The sequence below is a fragment of the Pseudomonas sp. V98_8 genome (assembly GCF_029967975.1).
GTDB classification, from domain to species: domain Bacteria; phylum Pseudomonadota; class Gammaproteobacteria; order Pseudomonadales; family Pseudomonadaceae; genus Aquipseudomonas; species Aquipseudomonas umsongensis.
In genome coordinates this window covers 17,134-34,801 of sequence record NZ_JASCAE010000055.1, presented here as the reverse complement: position 1 = coordinate 34,801, position 17,668 = coordinate 17,134, and the positions used below count along the sequence as shown (strand labels likewise).

The following is a 17,668-nucleotide window of genomic DNA, read 5'->3' as shown; positions in this document are numbered from 1 at the left end:
CAGGCTCAACAGGAGGCACGAAGTTCAGAGCACCCCCTCAATATAGAAGTGACTCGCGATTGAGCAAATCGAAATAAAGGTTATGGGGTTGGCGCATGGGCCTGGCAGTCGACCAGATGCACCCGATTTACTGTAGGAGCGAGCATGCTGGCGATGGTCGTCAACGATGACGAGGGGAGCCTGGCACCCCGCGGTGCTCTCAGGTTTTTCGCGAGCATGCTCGCTCCTACAGAGACCGCCGGGTGCCGCAAGGGGCACAGGGGTTAACCGAGCACTTCGCGCATCCGGTACCACAGCATGCCGAGCGCCAGCAGCGGCGAGCGCAGGGCGCGGCCGCCCGGGAAGGTCATGTGCGGAACGGCGCTGAACACATCGAAGCCTTTGCTGTGTCCGGCCTGGATCGCTTCGCCCAGCAGTTTTGCGCACCAGTGGGTCACGTTGAGGCCATGGCCTGAGTAACCCTGGGCGTAGAACACGTTCGGGTGCTGGCGCAGGCGCCCGACCTGGGGGAATCGATTGGCCGTGATGCCGATCTTTCCGCCCCATTGATAGTCTATGCGCACATTCGCCAACTGCGGGAAGACCTTGAGCATTTGTGGGCGCATGTAGGCCGTGATGTCCCGTGGATCGCGCCCGGAATAATGGCAGGCACCGCCGAACAACAGGCGCCGGTCTGCCGAGAGCCGGTAATAGTCCAGGCCGACTTTCTGGTCGCACAGCGCCAGGTTATGCGGGATCAGCTGCGCGGCAACCTCGGCCGACAAGGGTTCGGTGGCAATGATGTAGCTGCCGGCCGGGAGCACCTTGCCGCTGAGTTTCGGTTCGAGTTCTTCCAGGTGGGCGTTACAGGCGAGCACCAGGCTTCCCGCGCGAACCGTGCCGCCCGCACAACGAACCTTTACGGTGTCACCGTGGATCAACTCCAGCACCGGACTCTGCTCGAAGATCTGCACGCCAAGGGATGACGCAAGCCGCGCTTCGCCCAGGACCAGGTTCAAGGGGTGCAGGTGACCGGACCCCATGTCGACCAGACCACCGGCATATACGCCTGAATTGACCACGTGCGTGCGAATCTGTCCGGGCTCGACCAGGCGAGTTTCGTGGGCGTACCCCGATTCCTTGAGCGCTGCGTATTCAGATGTAAGTCCGGCAAACTGCGCCGGGGTGTTAGCCAATTCGCAAAAGCCCCAGCGCAGGTCACAATCGATGCCGTGTTCGCGGATTCGCCGGCCCACCAGCTCGACCGATTCGATACCGGCGCGCTCCAGATAGCGCACGCCTTCGGCCCCGATATGCCTGGCGAAACCACTGACGTCATGACCAATGCCGCGTATCAGTTGTCCGCCGTTGCGCCCGCTGGCACCCCAGCCGATCCGCCGGCCTTCCAGCAGGATCACCGAGAGCCCGCGCTGGGCCAGTTCGATGGCCGTGTTGATGCCGGTGAAACCACCGCCAATCACGCAGACATCGGCCTCAAGGTCCGCTGTCAACCCGGGAAATTGCGCCATGCCATGGGCCGACGCGGCGTAATACGAGCGAGCATGTTCCTGTGTGTACTGGTTCATTGGTTGGACTTCACTTTGCTCCACGAACGGGTCATCAGGCGCATGATCGACTGCGGCGGGGTGGTGGAGATATAGAGCTTGTCGAGCACTTCCTGCGGCGGGTAAACCTCGGGGTTGTTCACCAATTCAGGGTCCATGTACTGCTTTGCCGCCGGATTGGGGTTGGCATAGCCGACCGAGGCACTGACCTTGGCGATCACTTGCGGATCGAGCAGGTTATTGATGAACGCGTGTGCCTCTTTAGGGTTGCTGGCGTCGGCGGGAATGGCCAGCAGGTCGAACCACAGGTTGCTGCCTTCCTTGGGAATGGCGTAGGCGATGTTCACGCCGTTATTGGCTTCCTTGGCCCGGTTGGCGGCCTGGAACACATCGCCGGAGTAACCGAATGCCACGCAGATGTCGCCATTGGCCAGGTCCGAGACGTACTTGGAGGAATGGAAATAGGTGATGTACGGACGGATGCCCAGCAGTTTGGCTTCGGCTTTCTTGAAGTCTTCGGGGTTCTCGCTGCGCGGGTCCATGCCCATGTAGTTGAGGACTGCGGGGAACACTTCATCGGCCGAGTCCATCATCGATACGCCGCACTGGCTGAGCTTCTTGATGTTTTCCGGCTCGAACAGCACGGCCCAGGAATCGATGTGGTCGATGCCCAGCACCTGCTTGACCTTGTCAACGTTGTAGCCGATGCCGTTGGTGCCCCACAGGTACGGCATCGAGTGCGCGTTGCCCGGATCGTTTTTCTCCAGCAAGGCCAGCAGCTTCGGGTCCAGGTTCTTGAAGTTCGGCAGTTGCTCGCGGTCCAGCTTGAGGAACGCGCCGGCCTTTACCTGACGGGCGAGGAAGTGGTTGGAGGGCACGACCACGTCGTACCCGGTACGCCCGGCGAGCAACTTGCCTTCCAGGGTTTCATTGGAGTCGAAAACGTCGTAGATCACTTTGATCGAGGTTTTTGCCTGGAAGTCGGCGAGGGTGGTCTCGCCGATGTAGTCGGTCCAGTTATAGACACTGACCTGAGGCTGAGCCTGGGCGACGGCGCTGAACAGGACAGTCAGCGCGAGCGGAACCATGGATTTCAATAGACGCATATCGACACCTCTTGGAATTATTGGTTTTTTCAGGTGATGATCGTTCCCACGCTCTGCGTGGGAATGCCTCAAGGGACGCTCTGCGTTCCAATGGGACGCAGAGCGTCCCAGGCTGCATTCCCACGCGGAGCATGGGAACGATCATTCAGGGGAGGGTTAGACGCTCAGCAACAGGAACTCGCGCTCCCAAGAGCTGATCACGCGCTTGAAGTTCTCATGCTCGGCGCGCTTGACCGCGACGTAGCCACGCACGAACTTGTCGCCCAGGTAACGGCTGACGGTGGCGCATTCTTCCATCTGCGTCAGCGCGTCTTCGATGGTGATCGGCAGGCGCAGGTTGCGCCGCTCATAGGCCCGGCCCTGCACCGCGGCGCTCGGTTCAATGCGCTCGACCATGCCCAGGAAACCGCACAGCAGGCTGGCGGCGATGGCCAGGTAAGGGTTGGCATCGGCCCCGGGCAAGCGGTTTTCCACACGCATGGCGTCGGGGCTCGAGGTCGGTACGCGCAGGCCGACGGTGCGGTTTTCTTCGCCCCATTCGACGTTCACCGGTGCCGAAGTGTCCGGCAGGAAGCGGCGGAACGAGTTGACGTTCGGCGCGAACATCGGCAGGACTTTGGGGATGTACTTCTGCAAGCCACCGATGTGGTGCAGGAACAACTCGCTCATGTTGCCGTCGGCGTCGGCGAAGATTGGCTGGCCGGTGGCAATGTCCACCACGCTCTGGTGGATATGCATGGCGCTGCCCGGCTCATCGCCGACCGGCTTGGCCATGAACGTCGCCGCGACATTGTGCTTGAGTGCCGCCTCGCGCATGGTGCGCTTGAACACCGTGATCTGGTCGGCCAGGTCCAGGGCGTCGCCGTGGCGGAAGTTGATTTCCATCTGCGCCGGGCCGTCTTCGTGGATCAGTGTGTCGAGGTCCAGGCCCTGGAGTTCGCACCAGTCGTAGACGTCTTCGAACAGTGGGTCGAATTCGTTGGCGGCGTCGATGGAGAACGACTGGCGACCGCTTTCGGCGCGCCCGGAGCGGCCCATCGGGGCCTTGAGTGGCAAGTCCGGATCTTCGCAACGCTGGGTCAGGTAGAACTCCATCTCCGGCGCGACAATCGGCCGCCAGCCTTTATCGGTGTACAGCTGCAGGACTTTCTTGAGCACGTTGCGCGGCGACAGTTCGATCGGGTTGCCGAACTTGTCGAAGGTGTCGTGAATCACGATGGCGGTCGGCTCGATCGCCCAAGGCACGACATACACTGCATCGGATACCGGTTTGCAGACCATGTCGATATCCGCCGGGTCAAGCAGGTCGTAGTAGATGTCGTCGTCGACAAAGTCCCCGGTTACCGTTTGCAACAGCACACTTTCCGGCAGGCGCATGCCTCGCTCATGCAGGAACTTGTTGGTGGGTGCGATTTTGCCGCGTGCAATGCCGGTCAGGTCGCTGACGACGCACTCGACTTCGGTAATCTTGTGATCTTTCAGCCAAGTGAACAGCTGATCGAAAGGGACATTCATAAAGACCTCGTTATTGGTTTTATTAACGCCAGGAGAGGCCGGTTTCATCCGCCGGACACTTCCCCTGTAGCGCGTTGACGTCTATCTTGGGCGAGCCTTGCGGTTCCATCTATCCACTTTAAGCAGGTCAAAGCGCACCAAAAGAGTGCGTAAGGTCGCCCAATGACAGTCTGCAATTCACTACACGTTCAAGCGTTCAATACCTGTGATATCGCCGAGCAAATCCGAGCCACACCGGGCTGGGTCCAGCATTACCAACAGATGTCGCCGGGGCATTTTGCCGGCAGGGTGCGCTATCTGGATCTACAGGGCGTAGAGATTTACGAAGAGCACATGAACACCCGGGTCGAGCAGAATTTCAGCGCGCCACAAGGCGCGCTGGCGTTTTGTTTCGACCGTAGCGACAACGCGCTGTACGTGTTGAACGGCGAAAGCCGCAACATCTGGATCACCCCGGAGAACTACCAGGAAATCGCCGTGGTGTTCGGGCCCGAGTTTGTCCAGCGTCACGCCCTGGATGTCGCGCGGCTGGAGGGGTTGTTCATGGCGCCGCTCAATTCGCAGCAAAATGCATTGTTCAGTCGTTGGCTCAGCGCAACCCTGACCCAGCTGTCGCAGACCTACGACCCGCCAAGCCGAGAAGCCTTGACCCAGCAGCTGCTGGAGGATTGCCTGTTCATACTCGACAACGCCTGTACCTGCCTCGATCCGGGTGCATTGCAGCGCCGGGCAGGGGAGCGGGCGATCATGAAGCGGGTAGGGGAATGGGCGGCGGATAGCCCCGAGGAACACCTCGACCTGCTGGCTTTGTCCAAGGTCGCGGGGGTTTCGCTGCGCCAGTTGCAGCACGCCTTCAAGACCTTCACCGGCATGGCGCCGACCCAATGGCTGCGCCTGCGCCGTCTGAACAGCGCCCGCCGCGAACTGCTCAGCCGCACGCCGGCACAAACCACCGTGGCCGAAGTGGCGATGCACTGGTCGTTCTGGCACCTGGGGCGGTTTTCCAGCAGCTATCGCGCGTTGTTCAAGGAACTGCCGAGTGACACCCTCAAGCGTGCAAGCGTGGTCCAGGCCGTCGGGCGTGGCCGGCGCTAGAAAGTCGGCGGGGTAATCACCCAGATCACCACGGCATCCACGACGCCGGGATTGCCATAACGATGCGGTTCCTGGCTGGAGAAACTGAAGCTGTCACCTTCATTGAGTTGAAAGTGGCGCTCGCCGACCCACAACTCAAAGCTGCCTGACAGCAGATAGCCGGCTTCTTCGCCGTCGTGGCTGTAGCTTTGCTGGCTGTAGGTGCCGGGCGGGAAACGCGAGTGGAGCATTTCCAGCTGACGGTTGGCTTGCGGGGTCAGCAACTGGTCGACGATGCCGTCTTCGTAATGGACATTCAGGCGGCTGTGCTTGCGCACGACAATGCCGTCGTCTTCAGGATCGGTGACCGCCTCGCTGGCGAAAAACCATTGGATGGTCACGCCGAGACTGCGGGCAATGTTGAACAGCGCCGGGATCGAGGGATAGGCGAGATTGCGTTCCAGTTGGCTGATGTAGCCAGCGGTCAGCTCGCTCTGTTGCGCCAGTTCCGCCAGGGTCATGCCCCGGCGTTTACGCAGGCCGCGAATCCGCGTGCCGAGAAAATGCGGTTCGGCCTGGGTCTTGCTGTCATTGCTCATACTGAGTTCCAAACCGGTAAGCTACGGCCCACTGTAGGAGCTGCCGCAGGCTGCGATCTTTTGATCTTGTATTTTGAAAGCAGGTCAAAAGATCGCAGCCTACGGCAGCTCCTACAAAGGTTGGCGCTAAAGCCCCGGAGTATAAACAGGCTTAAAGCTCCCACGCGACTTTAAGTCCCTCATAAATCGCTTCTTCGGCGGTACGCGGCGCCAGGCAGTCGCCGATACGCCGAAATTCCACCAGGCCTTGCAGTTGCGCGCCCAAGGTATCCACCGGCTGATGGCCCTGGCAAAGCACCAGCGTATCGACGTTCTCCATCAGCATCGGTTCGCCGCTGGCGGTGTGTTGCAGGTAGACCGTGTTGTCGTCACAACCGTACAACCGGGCGTAAGGGATGACGGGAATGGCGAGCTTGTGCAGCTCGCCAGCCAATTGATCGCGCACGTACAGCGGCAGGTTTTCCCCGCAATGGGTGCCGTTGACCGCCAGTTGCACTTGATGTCCGGCACGGGTCAGGCGCTCGGCGATACCGGGGCCGATCCAGTCGCAGCGCCAATCGACCACCACCACCGAACGGCCGATTTTTACCTCCTCACGCAGCACTTGCCAGGCATCCACCACCTGCAGTTCGCCACCGCGCTCGAAGGGCGGCCAATAGGGTTCGGCACCCGTGGCGACGATCACCATGTCCGGCTTTTCCTGCTCCACCAGAGCGCGGTCGACCTGGGTATTGCGCACCACACGCACCCCGGCCAATTGCATTTCCCGCTGCAGGTTGGTGCTGGCACCCCCGAATTCACTACGCCTTGGCAGAAGTTGCGCGAGCAACACCTGGCCGCCCAGTTGCGCGCTGGCTTCGTACAGGGTCACCTCATGCCCGCGCTGGGCAGCCACTGCAGCGGCTTTCATCCCGGCCGGCCCACCGCCGACGACCATGATGCGTTTGCGTTTTACAGTCGCTTGACGCTGGCCAAATATCAATTCACGACCGGTTTCCGGGTGCTGGATGCAGGAAATCGGCAAGCCCTTGTGGAAGTGCCCGATGCACGCCTGATTGCAGGCAATGCACGCGCGCACATCTTCCACGCGGCCGTCGACGGTCTTGTTGGGCATTTGCGGATCGCAGATCAACGCCCGGGTCATGCCGCACACGTCGGCCTGGCCGCGCGCCAGAATCAGCTCGGCTTCCTGGGGCTGGTTGATGCGTCCGGTGACGAACAAAGGAATGCTCAAGCCAGCCTTGAAGGTCCCAGCCTCCTTGGCCAGGTAGGCCGCTTCGATCGCCATCGGCGGCACGATGTGCACGGCCCCCCCGAGCGATGCCGAGGTGCCGGCGACAATGTGAACGTAGTCCAGCTGAGGTTGCAGCGATTGCACGGCAGCCAGGGACTCGTCTTCGGTCAGCCCCTCGGGGTCGCGTTCATCGGCAGAGATGCGCAGGCCGATGATGAAGTGCTCATCGGTCGCAGCCCGAATCGCAGCGATGACTTCACGCAGGAAACGCAGGCGCTGCTCCAGCTCGCCGTTGTAGCCGTCGGTGCGCCGGTTGACGCGCGGATTGATGAACTGCGCCGGCAGGTAACCGTGACTGGCGACCACTTCCACGCCGTCGATGCCGGCCTGGTGCAGGCGTCGGGCCGCCGCCGCGTAACCGTCGACAATCTCGTCGATCATTGCCTGGTCCAGCGCCCGTGGCATGACCCGGAAACGCTCGTTCGGCACCGCCGATGCCGAGTAAGCCACGGTCAGCAGGCCGTCGCTGGATTCCATGATTTCCCGTCCCGGGTGGAACACCTGCGACAACACCACCGTGCCGTGGGCGTGGCAGGTTTGCGCCAGCTTGCGGTAGCCCTCGATGCATTCATCGTCGGTGGCCATCAGAACGTGGGAGGTGTACCGCGCACTGTCATGCACCCCGGCCACCTGCAGCACGATCAGCCCGACGCCGCCTTCGGCACGTGCCCGGTGATAGGCAATCAGCTGCTCGTTGACCAGGTTGTCAGTGGGCATGGAGGTGTCGTGACCGCTGGACATGATGCGATTTTTCAGGCGCTTGCCACGGATCTGCAAGGGTTCGAACAGGTGAGCAAAAGCTGGGGTCGGGCTCGACATGGTGCGCATACTCCGGGCGGGCTGACCTGTAGGAGCGAGCATGCTCGCTCCTACAGAGGCAGCAGATTCTCGTTGTTTTTGTTGGTCTATAAAAATTTACCTGCAGTAAAAAATCAACTTGTTTTTTTACTTGGCCTTGATTAGCTTCGTGTCGAGCCCGCTCCTGGGGCGAACCTCACCAACAATAAAAAAGGGCCATGCCGACCTTGGGCGCCTGGCACCTGCACGAGGAACCACTGATGAAATCGAATACGCTCAAGCACGGTTTTTATCCCTTGGCGCTGACCCTGGCGATGGGCCTTGGCAGCGCACAGGCAGCATCGGAGATGGTGGTGGTCGGTTATGGCGGCGCCGGTCAAAAAGCCCAGGACGTGGCGTTCTTCCAGCCTTTTGCCGCCGTGGATCAAAGCAAGGTGATCCAGAGCGAATACAACGGTGAAATGGCCAGGATCAAAGTGATGGTCGACACCGGCAACGTCGACTGGGACGTGGTGCAGATCGAAGGTCCGGACCTGATGCGTGGCTGCGAAGAGGGCATGTATGAGCGACTGGACTGGACTCGCCTGGGTCGCAGCGAAGAGTTGATCCCCGAGGCGGCGCAAGAGTGCGGGTCCGCCGCGTTGGTGTGGAGCGTGGCGATTGCCTACGATCGCGACAAACTGGCCCAGGCCCCGACGTCATGGGCAGATTTCTGGGACGTACAGAAAATCCCCGGCAAGCGCGGGCTGCGCAAGCGTGCGGTGTACAACCTGGAGTTCGCCCTGCTGGCGGACGGCGTGAAAACCGAAGACGTCTACAAGGTGCTCGGTACCCCGCAAGGCGTGGACCGGGCATTCGCCAAGCTCACTGAGCTAAAGCCTTACATCCAGTGGTGGGAAGCCGGGGCGCAACCGCCGCAATGGCTGACCGCTGGCGACGTGGTGATGACCTCGACCTACAGTGGGCGCATCGCCGACGCCGCGCAGAAAGGCAGCCACCTGGGCCTGGTCTGGCCCGGCAGCCTGTATGGCATGGACTACTGGGCAATCATCAAGGGCTCCAGGCACGTCGACCAGGCCAAGCGCTTCATTGCCTTTGCCAACCAGCCGGATGCACAGGTGAAATACGTCGAGCAAATCCCCTACGGTCCGACCAATATCCAGGCCGCCGCGCGCCTCGATGACAAACTGGCGCAATGGGTGCCCACGGCGCCGCAGAACCTCAAGGGCGCGTTGTCGATGAATGTCGGCTTCTGGGTCGACCATGGCGAAGAACTGGAAGAACGTTTCAACGCCTGGGCCAGCAAATAAGTACAGGGGATGGCTGGACCTGTCGAAGCGTCCAGCCGTACTGTCTGCCCAACCGACCCCCCTGGAGACCCCGAACGATGAATAACATCGCAACCGCCCTGACCGCCCCTGAACGCAGCGCGACCGAACAGCGCCTGCGAGAAGAGCTGGCGGCCTGTTATCGCCTGATTGCACACTATCGCATGACCGACCTGATCTTCACCCACATCTCGGTGCGTATTCCAGGGCCGGAGCATCACTTCCTGATCAACCCCTACGGGCTGATGTTCGATGAGATCACCGCGTCCAACCTGGTGAAGATCGACCTCGATGGCAACGCGGTGGAACCGTCGCCGTACCCGGTGAATCCGGCCGGTTTCGTGATCCACAGCGCCATCCACGGTGCCCGCGAAGATGCGCAATGCGTGCTGCATACCCACACGAAATCCGGTTGTGCAGTGGCGGCGTTGAAGTGCGGGTTGTTGCCGGTGAACCAGATTTCCATGGAGTTCTACGGCCGGGTGGCCTACCACGACTACGAAGGCGTGGCCCTGGACCTGAGCGAGCAACAGCGACTGGTGGCCGACATGGGCGACAAGCCGGTGCTGATGCTGCGCAACCACGGTTTGCTGACGGTGGGCGAGACGGTAGGGCAGGCGTTCATGCGCATGTATTACCTGGAAAAGGCCTGCGACATTCAGTTGGCAGCCATGGCTGCCGGGGAGCTGGTGTTGCCGTCGCCCGAGGTTTGCGCGCATACCGAGCGGCAGTTCAATGAGCCGGGACGGGCGCTGGAAGAGGGTGAGCTCAATGATCCAGATGCCATGCAACTGGCCTGGGCGGCGTTGCTGAGATTGCTGGAAAGGGTTGCGCCAGATTATCGGGAGTGATCCAGGTCCTCGATCGCCTGGGCTGGCCTCTTCGCGAGCAAGCCCGCTCCCACAGTTGATACGGGTTGCCACAAACTCTGTGTTCGACGCAAATCTAATGTGGGAGCGGGCTTGCTCGCGAAGGCGATCTTTCAGGCGGGCATACTCTTGCTGTACATTCGTTCAACTCGCAAGCCATAACGCGAGCCTCAACGATCGACAAACCAGGAGCAGTCGCCCATGAATCAGGAAGCCCGTTTTTCCCGCATGGAACCGGAGTTGCGCAAGGCCAATCTGATCGAGGCGACGCTGGTGTGCCTCAAGCGCCATGGTTTCCAGGGGGCGTCGATCCGCAAGATTTCCGCTGAGGCGGGCGTATCGGTCGGGCTGATCAGCCATCACTATTCGGGCAAGGACGAACTGGTGGCCGAGGCCTACATGGCGATCACCGGGCGCGTCATGACGCTGTTGCGCGACGCCATGGAGCAAGCGGCACCCACGGCTCGGGAGCGTTTGTCGGCGTTCTTTCGCGCCTCCTTCTGCGCCGAATTGCTCGACCCGCAACTGATCGACGCCTGGCTCGCCTTCTGGGGCGCGGTGAAAACCGCCGAGGCGATCAACCAGGCCCACGAGCATTCCTATGGCGAGTACCGCGCGATCCTGGGCAAGGTGCTCAGGGAGTTGGCGCAAGAGGAGGGCTGGGAGCACTTCGACGCCGACCTGGCCGCGATCAGCCTCAGTGCGTTGCTCGATGGCCTGTGGCTGGAGTCCGGGCTCAATCCCGGGACCTTTACCCCCGAGCAGGGCATCCAGATTTGCGAAGCCTGGGTCGACGGTTTGCAGGCCGGCGGCCGGCAGCGGTTTTGCGTGCAGACGAGTAGCTGTTGATCACCCGTTCAGCAGTGGCTACTCTCTTCCGCTGATGCAAGCCCTCTAATAAGAAACAAGCAGGACACCCAGCAATGACTCCTCGGGTACTGATCGTCGATGACGATCCGCTGATTCGCGAACTGTTGCATGCCTACCTGTCACAGGAAGGCTACGACGTGCACTGCGCCGCCACGGCGGAACTGGCGGAAACCTTCCTGGCCAGCCAGGCCGTCGACCTGGTCATGCTCGATATCCGCCTGCCGGGCAAGGACGGCCTGACCCTGACCCGCGAACTGCGGGTGCGCTCGGAAGTCGGGATCATCCTGATCACCGGGCGCAATGACGAAATCGACCGAATCGTCGGCCTCGAATGCGGCGCCGATGACTACGTGATCAAACCCCTCAATCCACGGGAACTGGTGTCGCGGGCAAAAAACCTGATACGCCGGGTACGCCATGCACAGGCGCCACAGCCGGTTGCCGCTGTCGCCAAACCGGTCAAGCAGTTCGCCGACTGGGCGCTGGACACCGACCGCCGGCGCTTGATCGATCCGGACGGCAGCGAGACCTTGCTGACCCACGGCGAGTACCAGCTGCTCAGTGTATTTTTGCGCAACAGCGGCCACACCCTTAGCCGCGATCAATTGATGGACCAGATCCGCAACCGCGAATGGGTGCCCAACGACCGTTCGATTGACGTGCTGGTCGGGCGCTTGCGCCGCAAACTGCATGACGATCCCGCCGAACCGCAACTGATCATTACCATCCATGGCGCCGGCTACCTGTTCACTGCCAGCCTGGCGGCGTGACGACGGTGGGACGGTTGCTCTGGGCGCTACTGATGTTGTTGGCGAGCAACGTGCAGGCGGCGGACAAGATCCGCTATTGCGATTACCCGGTGTATCCGCCGATTTCCTGGAGCGATGGCAAACAGGTGCGTGGCCTGGCGCCCAGTGTGGTCCGGCAGTTGTTCGGCCAACTCGGCTATGAGGTCGAAATTGTGGTACTGGGTAACTGGAAACGCTGTCTGCTGGACGTCGCCGAAGGCCGGGTCGATGTGGTGCTGGCCTACAGTACCGCGCAACGGGAACAGAGCATGCTGTTCTCCACCGTTGCGGTGCTGCGCGAAGAAGTGGCGTTGTTCATCAATCGCCAGCACCCGGTGAAGTTCGAACAATTGCAGGACCTGGCCCACTACCGTGGCGGCTTGCTGTTCGGTGAAAGCTACGGCGTGGCGTTCGATCGCATGGTCGCGCAACACAACAACATCGAATGGGTCGCCAGCAGCCGCCAGAATTTCGGCAAGCTGATTCGCGGGCGCATCGATTTCATCACCCAGGAGCGCCGCACCGGTGAGCTGTACGTGGAAACCCTGCCCGGCGCCCAGGACATCGTGGCCTTGCCCAAGGCCCTGAGCGTGGACTATTTGCGGGTCGCCGTTTCCCGCCGTTCGCCGTTGTCCGCCCACATGCCGCAGATTGATGCGCAGTTGCAGCGCATGGTGGATGCCGGTGATATCCAACGCCTTCTCAATGAAAGCGAGGTCATCTATCGCGACATGATCAACCTGCCGGCGAACGCACAATGATCCGCGCACGTGCCGGTGGACTGCTGCGGCGCCTGCTGTGGTTCATCCTGCTGTTCAGCCTGTGTTTTACCGTGCTGGCCAGCAGCGTGCAGTTGTATATCGAGTATCGCCGGGAAATGCGCGAGATCGACTCGCGCATGGAGCTGATCCGCGCCGGTTACCTGGCCAGCCTGGAGCGCAGTCTCTGGGATCTGAACCAAGAGCAGTTGAATGTGCAGCTGCGCGGCCTGGTGGATTTCTCCGACGTCGCCAGGGTGCATTTGACCGGTCCCGATTTCGACCTGGTGCAAGGCAATCCCGCGCCGGCAGGGCCGTTGCGCATCGAGCGCTTTGCCCTGGATTACCAACCACCTGCAGGTCCCTTGCGCCATCTCGGCGAGCTGGAAGTCAGCACCGACCTGGGGGCGGTGTATCAACGCCTGTATGCCACCGGCTTGACCAACCTGCTGTGGATGGCGGTGTTTTTCTGCGGACTGGCGGTGGCGCTGTCGGGGCTGTTTTATCGCCTGGTGACCCGGCATCTGAAAGTCATGGCTGAATTTGCCCGGCGCATTGCCGCAGGGCAATGGCACGAGCCGCTGCGCCTGGACAAGCGTCCTGGCGCGCAAAACGACGAAATCGACACCGTGGCCCATGCCCTCGATGACATGCGCAGGGCGATCCTCAGCGACATCGACCGCCGGGAAACCGACCGCCTGGCCCTGCAGGACAACCGCGACGAATTACTGCGCAGGGTCGAGCGGCGCACGGCCAGCCTGATGCGCGCCAAGGACGACGCCGAAGCGGCCAACCTCGCCAAGTCACGGTTTTTGGCCACCATGAGCCACGAACTGCGCACGCCACTCAATGGCATCCTAGGCATGGCCGAGCTGCTGAGCGGTGCCCGTCTCGACCCGCAGGACAGCAGGCGCCTGGATGCGTTGCACAAAGCGGGCGAGGGGCTGCTGACGATCCTTAATGAAGTGCTGTATTTCGCCAAGCTGGAGGAGGGTACCAGCCCCCCGGAACCGGTAAATTTCTCGATGCGCCAACTGCTCGATGAAGTCCTCACGCTACTGGAACCCAAGGCGCTGGACAACGACACGATCCTGCATTGCCGGGTCGATCAAGCGGTGGCCGAGCTTCACCACGGCGCCGAGCAATACCTGCGCCAGGTGTTGAGTAACCTGTTGGCCAACGCGATCAAGTTCACAGCAAGCGGTGACGTCTGTGTCGAAGTGGCATTGCTCGCATTGCCGCCAGATCAGGGCGGACAGCGTCTGCGGGTAAGTGTGACCGACAACGGCATCGGTATCGCCCCGGCAATGCAGGCGAAGATTTTCGAGCGATTCACCCAGGCCAGTGAAGAGGTCGCACAGCGTTATGGCGGCACGGGACTGGGGCTGGCTATCTGTAAGCATCTGGTGGAAAAGATGGGGGGCTGCATCGGCGTCAGCAGCGAAGTCGAGCGCGGCAGTTGCTTCTGGTTCGAGTTGACGTTGCAGCCGGCCATCGAGGCCATTGCCTCGACGCCCACCTATGCGGCGGGTCCGGCGCTGGACATCCTGGTGGTCGAGGACGTAGCGCTCAACCGCGAAGTGGCCGAGGGCCTGTTGCAACGGGACGGGCATCAAGTGTGGCTGGCCAACGACGCTGAACAGGCATGGGCGCAATGCTCGGCGCGCAGCTTCGATCTGATCTTGCTGGATGTGCACCTGCCGGGCATGAGCGGCGTCCAGTTGTGCAAACAGATCCGTGACAACGACGGACTGAACCGTGAAACCCGCATCTTTGCCTTGACCGCCAGCGTGCAACCGGCGTTGGTGCGCGGTTATCTGGATGCAGGCATGGATGGCATCCTGGCCAAACCCCTGAAGCTGGACAACCTGCGACAGGTGCTGGCGGGGCGGGCAACTACCGGCCTGTCCGAGGTTGACGACGCAGCGATGGACTGGCCGTTACTGCGCACCCATCGCAGTTTGCTTGGCGAACAGAAAGTACAGGGCCTGCTGACCGTATTGCGCGACTCAATCGTGCAACACCGTGAGGCACTGGGCGAAGCCATTGAGGCCGATGATTGCACCGAAGTCGCACAACTGGCGCACCGCCTGGCCGGCAGCGGCGATTCCCTGGGGTTTCGTGCCTTGGCCGAGGCATTACGGAGTCTGGAAATCGCGGCGCTGGGCAATGACCAACCCGCGATTCGATCGTTGGTGCCCTTGGTCGAAGCGCAACTGCAAGGGTCGCTGCACACGCTCAAAGGCCTGTTGCAGAGCTGACGTACAAATTTGTTACGACTTTCTACAACTTCGATCTTTACGTACAACAGGGCCTTACATGGCTTTCCAATAATCGACGCAACCGCCGCAGCGCGGTCTTCGAAGCTTATTGGAGATAATAATAATGAATTGCCGTAAAGCTGCTTCCTCCCTGCCTGACTTCCGGTCATGCGCTGCCCGCCTCAGCGAGTCGGGGTGCCGGGCATGAGCGAAAACACCGATCGTAAAGGCATCCAGCTGACTCGGGCCCTGAAGAGTCGGCACATTTTCATGTTGTCCCTGGGCGGCGTGATCGGCACCGGGCTGTTCATGGGCTCCGGCGTGACCATCAACCAGGGCGGGCCGGTGGGGGCGATCCTGGCTTATCTGGTCGCCGGTTTCCTGATGTACCTGGTGATGGTCTGCCTGGGCGAACTGTCGGTGCAGATGCCGGTGTCCGGTTCGTTCCAGACCCACGCGACCAAGTTCATCGGCCCGGCCACCGGCTTCATGATCGGCTGGGTGTACTGGATGAGCTGGGCCACCACCGTAGGCCTTGAGTTCACGGCGGCTGGTATGTTGATGACGCGCTGGTTCCCGGCGGTGCCGATCTGGTATTGGTCGGCGTTGTTCGTGGTGGTGCTGTTCGGCATCAACGCGATGGCAACCCGTGCCTTCGGTGAGGCGGAATACTGGTTTTCCGGGATCAAGGTGGCGGCGATTCTCGGGTTCATTGTGGTCGGTGTGCTGGTGATCTTCGGCGCAATCCCGCTGACCAGTGGCGCGCCTGCGCCGATGATGACCAACCTGATCGGCGATTCGATGTTCCCCAACGGCATGTCCGCGGTATTCGCGGTGATGATGACTGTGGTCTACGCCTTCCAGGGCTGCGAGATCATGGGTGTGGCGGCGGGCGAAACCGACCAGCCGGAAAAAAGCATTCCCCGCGCCGTACGCAACGTGGTGTTTCGCGTGCTGATCTTCTACGTCCTGGCAATCGTCGTACTGTCGGCCATCGTGCCGTGGCAGCAGGCTGGGCTGATGGAAAGTCCGTTCGTGCAAGTGTTCGACATGGTCGGCATTCCCTACGCCGCCGACCTGATGAACTTCGTGATCCTCACGGCGATCCTGTCGGTGGGCAACTCCGGCCTGTATGCCTCGACGCGCATCCTGTGGGCCATGTCGAAAACCGGCATGGCGCCAAAAAGCCTGGCGCCGTTGAGCAAGCGTGGCGTGCCATTGCGTGCGTTGAGCATCACCTTGTGTTTCGCCCTGGTGTCGCTGATGACCAGCTTTATTGCCGCCGATACCTTGTTCATGGTGTTGATGGCGGTGAGCGGGATGTCCGGCACCGTGACCTGGATTGTCATCGCCCTGGCGCAGTACAAGTTCCGCAAGGCCTACCTGCGCGACGGCGGCAAGCTCAGCGACCTCAAGTACCGCGCGCCGTGGTTCCCGGTGTTGCCGCTGATGTGCATCACGCTGTGCTGCTCGCTGTTCGTGTTCCTGGCACTGGATGAAACCCAGCGACCATCACTGTATTGGGGCTTTGGATTTATTGCGCTGTGTTATGGCGCGTATTTCCTGTTCCATCGCAAGCGTGAAGAGGTGTTGGCGCCAAGCCTGCCGAGCGCATAAACCCCTGTCTCAACACCCCTCCTGTGGGAGCGAGCCTGCTCGCGAAAGCGGTGCATCAGTCAACAGAAATGTTGAATGGGGTGCCGCCTTCGCGAGCAAGCCCGCTCCCACAGTTGTTTCGGGCCTCTCTGTAGGAGCGAGCATGCTCGCGATGAACCCGAGAACGCCGCGGGGCGCCAGGCTTCCCGCGTAATCGTTGACGACCATCGTCGGAACGCCGCCCGGAGCATGCTCGCTCCTACAGCCGCCTGTCGGTAGTTGTTCGAAGTTGTAACAGCGCCAAATGCGCAGTGCTGAATCTAGATAAATAATCCAGATAAAACAGATGCTTACGCGGTTCTCGGTTTGTTACAGCCAATCTCACGAGTAATTGCCGCCTTACTGAACACTCGTTTAGTATGGCCCCAAGTCGCATCACCTCAGACCAATCACAATAATTCGAGGATTCGCATGACTACCCACGATTCTCTGCTCAGTCAGGTCGAAGCCGGCGTTGCCTGGATCACCCTCAATCGCACCGCCCAGCGCAATGCGCTGGACATTCCGACGCTAAAAAACCTGCACGCCTTGCTCGACGCCTTCAACGCTGATCCTGCGGTGCGCGTGGTGGTATTGACGGGCAGCGGTCGCAGTTTCTGCGCCGGCGCCGACCTGGCTGAATGGGCCGAAGCCGAGGCACGTGGCGCACTGGAAACCTACGGCTGGACCGAAACCGCCCACGCCCTGATGACCCGTTTGCACAGCCTGGAAAAACCGACCATCGCCGCCATCAACGGCACCGCCGTCGGGGCAGGGATGGACTTGACCCTGTGCTGCGACCTGCGCATCGCCGGGCAGTCGGCCCGGTTCAAGGCTGGCTACACCAGCATGGCCTACTCGCCGGACGCCGGCGCCAGTTGGCACCTGCCACGGCTGATCGGCACCGAGCAAGCCAAGCGCCTGCTGTTCCTCGATGAGCTGTGGGGTGCCGATCGGGCCCTGGACGCCGGCCTGGTCAGCGAAGTCTGCGCCGACGATCAACTGCCCGTCGTCGCCGGCGAGCTCGCCGCACGCCTGGCCGCCGGGCCAACCTTTGCCTTCGCCCAGACCAAAAAGCTCATGCGCGAAGGCGCCGATCGCAGCCTGGCCGAGCAACTGCAAGCGGAACTGGCTGCCGGCCTGTTGTGCGGTCGCAGCGAAGACGGCAACGAAGCGTTGCGCGCCGCCACGGAAAAACGCCCGGCGCGTTTTATCGGTCGCTGACGCTC

General features: G+C 61.3%; 14 protein-coding genes and 1 pseudogene. 10 read left to right on the top strand and 5 right to left on the bottom strand.

All coding sequences use genetic code 11. The annotated features are described in order from the left end of the window. Positions 1-144 precede the first annotated feature (144 nt). Positions 145-231, top strand: a pseudogene (locus QLG10_RS19000) (outer membrane lipoprotein carrier protein LolA); the annotation flags it as partial. Positions 232-263: 32 nt separating this feature from the next. Here QLG10_RS19000 and QLG10_RS18995 read toward each other — a convergent pair. The 3 genes from QLG10_RS18995 to QLG10_RS18985 all read right to left on the bottom strand — a co-directional run bounded on the left by QLG10_RS18995 (position 264) and on the right by QLG10_RS18985 (position 4,165). Continuing rightward, on the bottom strand, positions 264-1,565 hold the full coding sequence (locus QLG10_RS18995; RefSeq protein WP_110747308.1) for an FAD-binding oxidoreductase: 1,302 nt from the start codon (positions 1,563-1,565) through the stop codon (positions 264-266). Further along, a complete protein-coding gene (locus tag QLG10_RS18990) occupies positions 1,562-2,650 on the bottom strand; it encodes a polyamine ABC transporter substrate-binding protein (RefSeq protein ID WP_188263937.1) in 1,089 nt (362 codons plus the stop codon). Before QLG10_RS18990 ends, QLG10_RS18995 begins: the two co-directional genes overlap by 4 nt. Before the next feature lie 156 nt (positions 2,651-2,806). Continuing rightward, complete coding sequence (locus tag QLG10_RS18985) at positions 2,807-4,165, bottom strand: glutamine synthetase family protein (RefSeq protein WP_033045488.1); 1,359 nt, start codon at positions 4,163-4,165, stop codon at positions 2,807-2,809. A 162-nt stretch (positions 4,166-4,327) separates the two neighbouring features. Here QLG10_RS18985 and QLG10_RS18980 point away from each other — a divergent pair, with 162 nt between their 5' ends. Next, positions 4,328-5,260 (top strand): helix-turn-helix domain-containing protein, encoded by a 933-nt coding sequence (locus QLG10_RS18980; protein ID WP_188263936.1) that lies wholly within the window; start codon positions 4,328-4,330, stop codon positions 5,258-5,260. Here the strand turns inward: QLG10_RS18980 and QLG10_RS18975 are convergent. Beyond that, positions 5,257-5,838, bottom strand: a complete 582-nt coding sequence (locus QLG10_RS18975) for a cupin domain-containing protein (RefSeq protein WP_110747300.1) — start codon at positions 5,836-5,838, stop codon at positions 5,257-5,259. The genes QLG10_RS18980 and QLG10_RS18975 overlap by 4 nt on opposite strands. A 151-nt stretch (positions 5,839-5,989) precedes the next feature. Continuing rightward, the gene (locus tag QLG10_RS18970; RefSeq protein ID WP_282487831.1) at positions 5,990-7,951 is read right to left on the bottom strand and encodes an FAD-dependent oxidoreductase; all 1,962 of its coding nucleotides are present in this window, start codon (positions 7,949-7,951) and stop codon (positions 5,990-5,992) included. Between the two features lie 239 nt (positions 7,952-8,190). Between QLG10_RS18970 and QLG10_RS18965 the strand changes: the two genes are divergently transcribed. The 8 genes from QLG10_RS18965 (at position 8,191) to QLG10_RS18930 (ending at position 17,663) form a co-directional block, all read left to right on the top strand. After that, positions 8,191-9,240, top strand: a complete 1,050-nt coding sequence (locus QLG10_RS18965) for an ABC transporter substrate-binding protein (RefSeq protein ID WP_248677631.1) — start codon at positions 8,191-8,193, stop codon at positions 9,238-9,240. A 77-nt stretch (positions 9,241-9,317) separates the two neighbouring features. Beyond that, on the top strand, positions 9,318-10,109 hold the full coding sequence (locus QLG10_RS18960; RefSeq protein ID WP_248677632.1) for a class II aldolase/adducin family protein: 792 nt from the start codon (positions 9,318-9,320) through the stop codon (positions 10,107-10,109). Between the two features lie 219 nt (positions 10,110-10,328). Beyond that, complete coding sequence (locus tag QLG10_RS18955; protein WP_110747288.1) at positions 10,329-10,976, top strand: TetR family transcriptional regulator C-terminal domain-containing protein; 648 nt, start codon at positions 10,329-10,331, stop codon at positions 10,974-10,976. Between the two features lie 74 nt (positions 10,977-11,050). Continuing rightward, complete coding sequence (locus tag QLG10_RS18950) at positions 11,051-11,767, top strand: response regulator (protein ID WP_020800504.1); 717 nt, start codon at positions 11,051-11,053, stop codon at positions 11,765-11,767. Positions 11,768-11,799: 32 nt separating this feature from the next. Then, positions 11,800-12,546, top strand: a complete 747-nt coding sequence (locus tag QLG10_RS18945; RefSeq protein WP_282487862.1) for a transporter substrate-binding domain-containing protein — start codon at positions 11,800-11,802, stop codon at positions 12,544-12,546. Further along, on the top strand, positions 12,543-14,804 hold the full coding sequence (locus tag QLG10_RS18940) for an ATP-binding protein (protein ID WP_282487830.1): 2,262 nt from the start codon (positions 12,543-12,545) through the stop codon (positions 14,802-14,804). Before QLG10_RS18945 ends, QLG10_RS18940 begins: the two co-directional genes overlap by 4 nt. Before the next feature lie 204 nt (positions 14,805-15,008). Further along, positions 15,009-16,421, top strand: a complete 1,413-nt coding sequence (locus QLG10_RS18935; protein WP_282487829.1) for an amino acid permease — start codon at positions 15,009-15,011, stop codon at positions 16,419-16,421. Between the two features lie 450 nt (positions 16,422-16,871). After that, positions 16,872-17,663: an enoyl-CoA hydratase-related protein gene (locus QLG10_RS18930; protein ID WP_282487828.1), complete on the top strand. Its 792-nt coding sequence runs from the start codon at positions 16,872-16,874 to the stop codon at positions 17,661-17,663. Positions 17,664-17,668 lie beyond the last annotated feature (5 nt).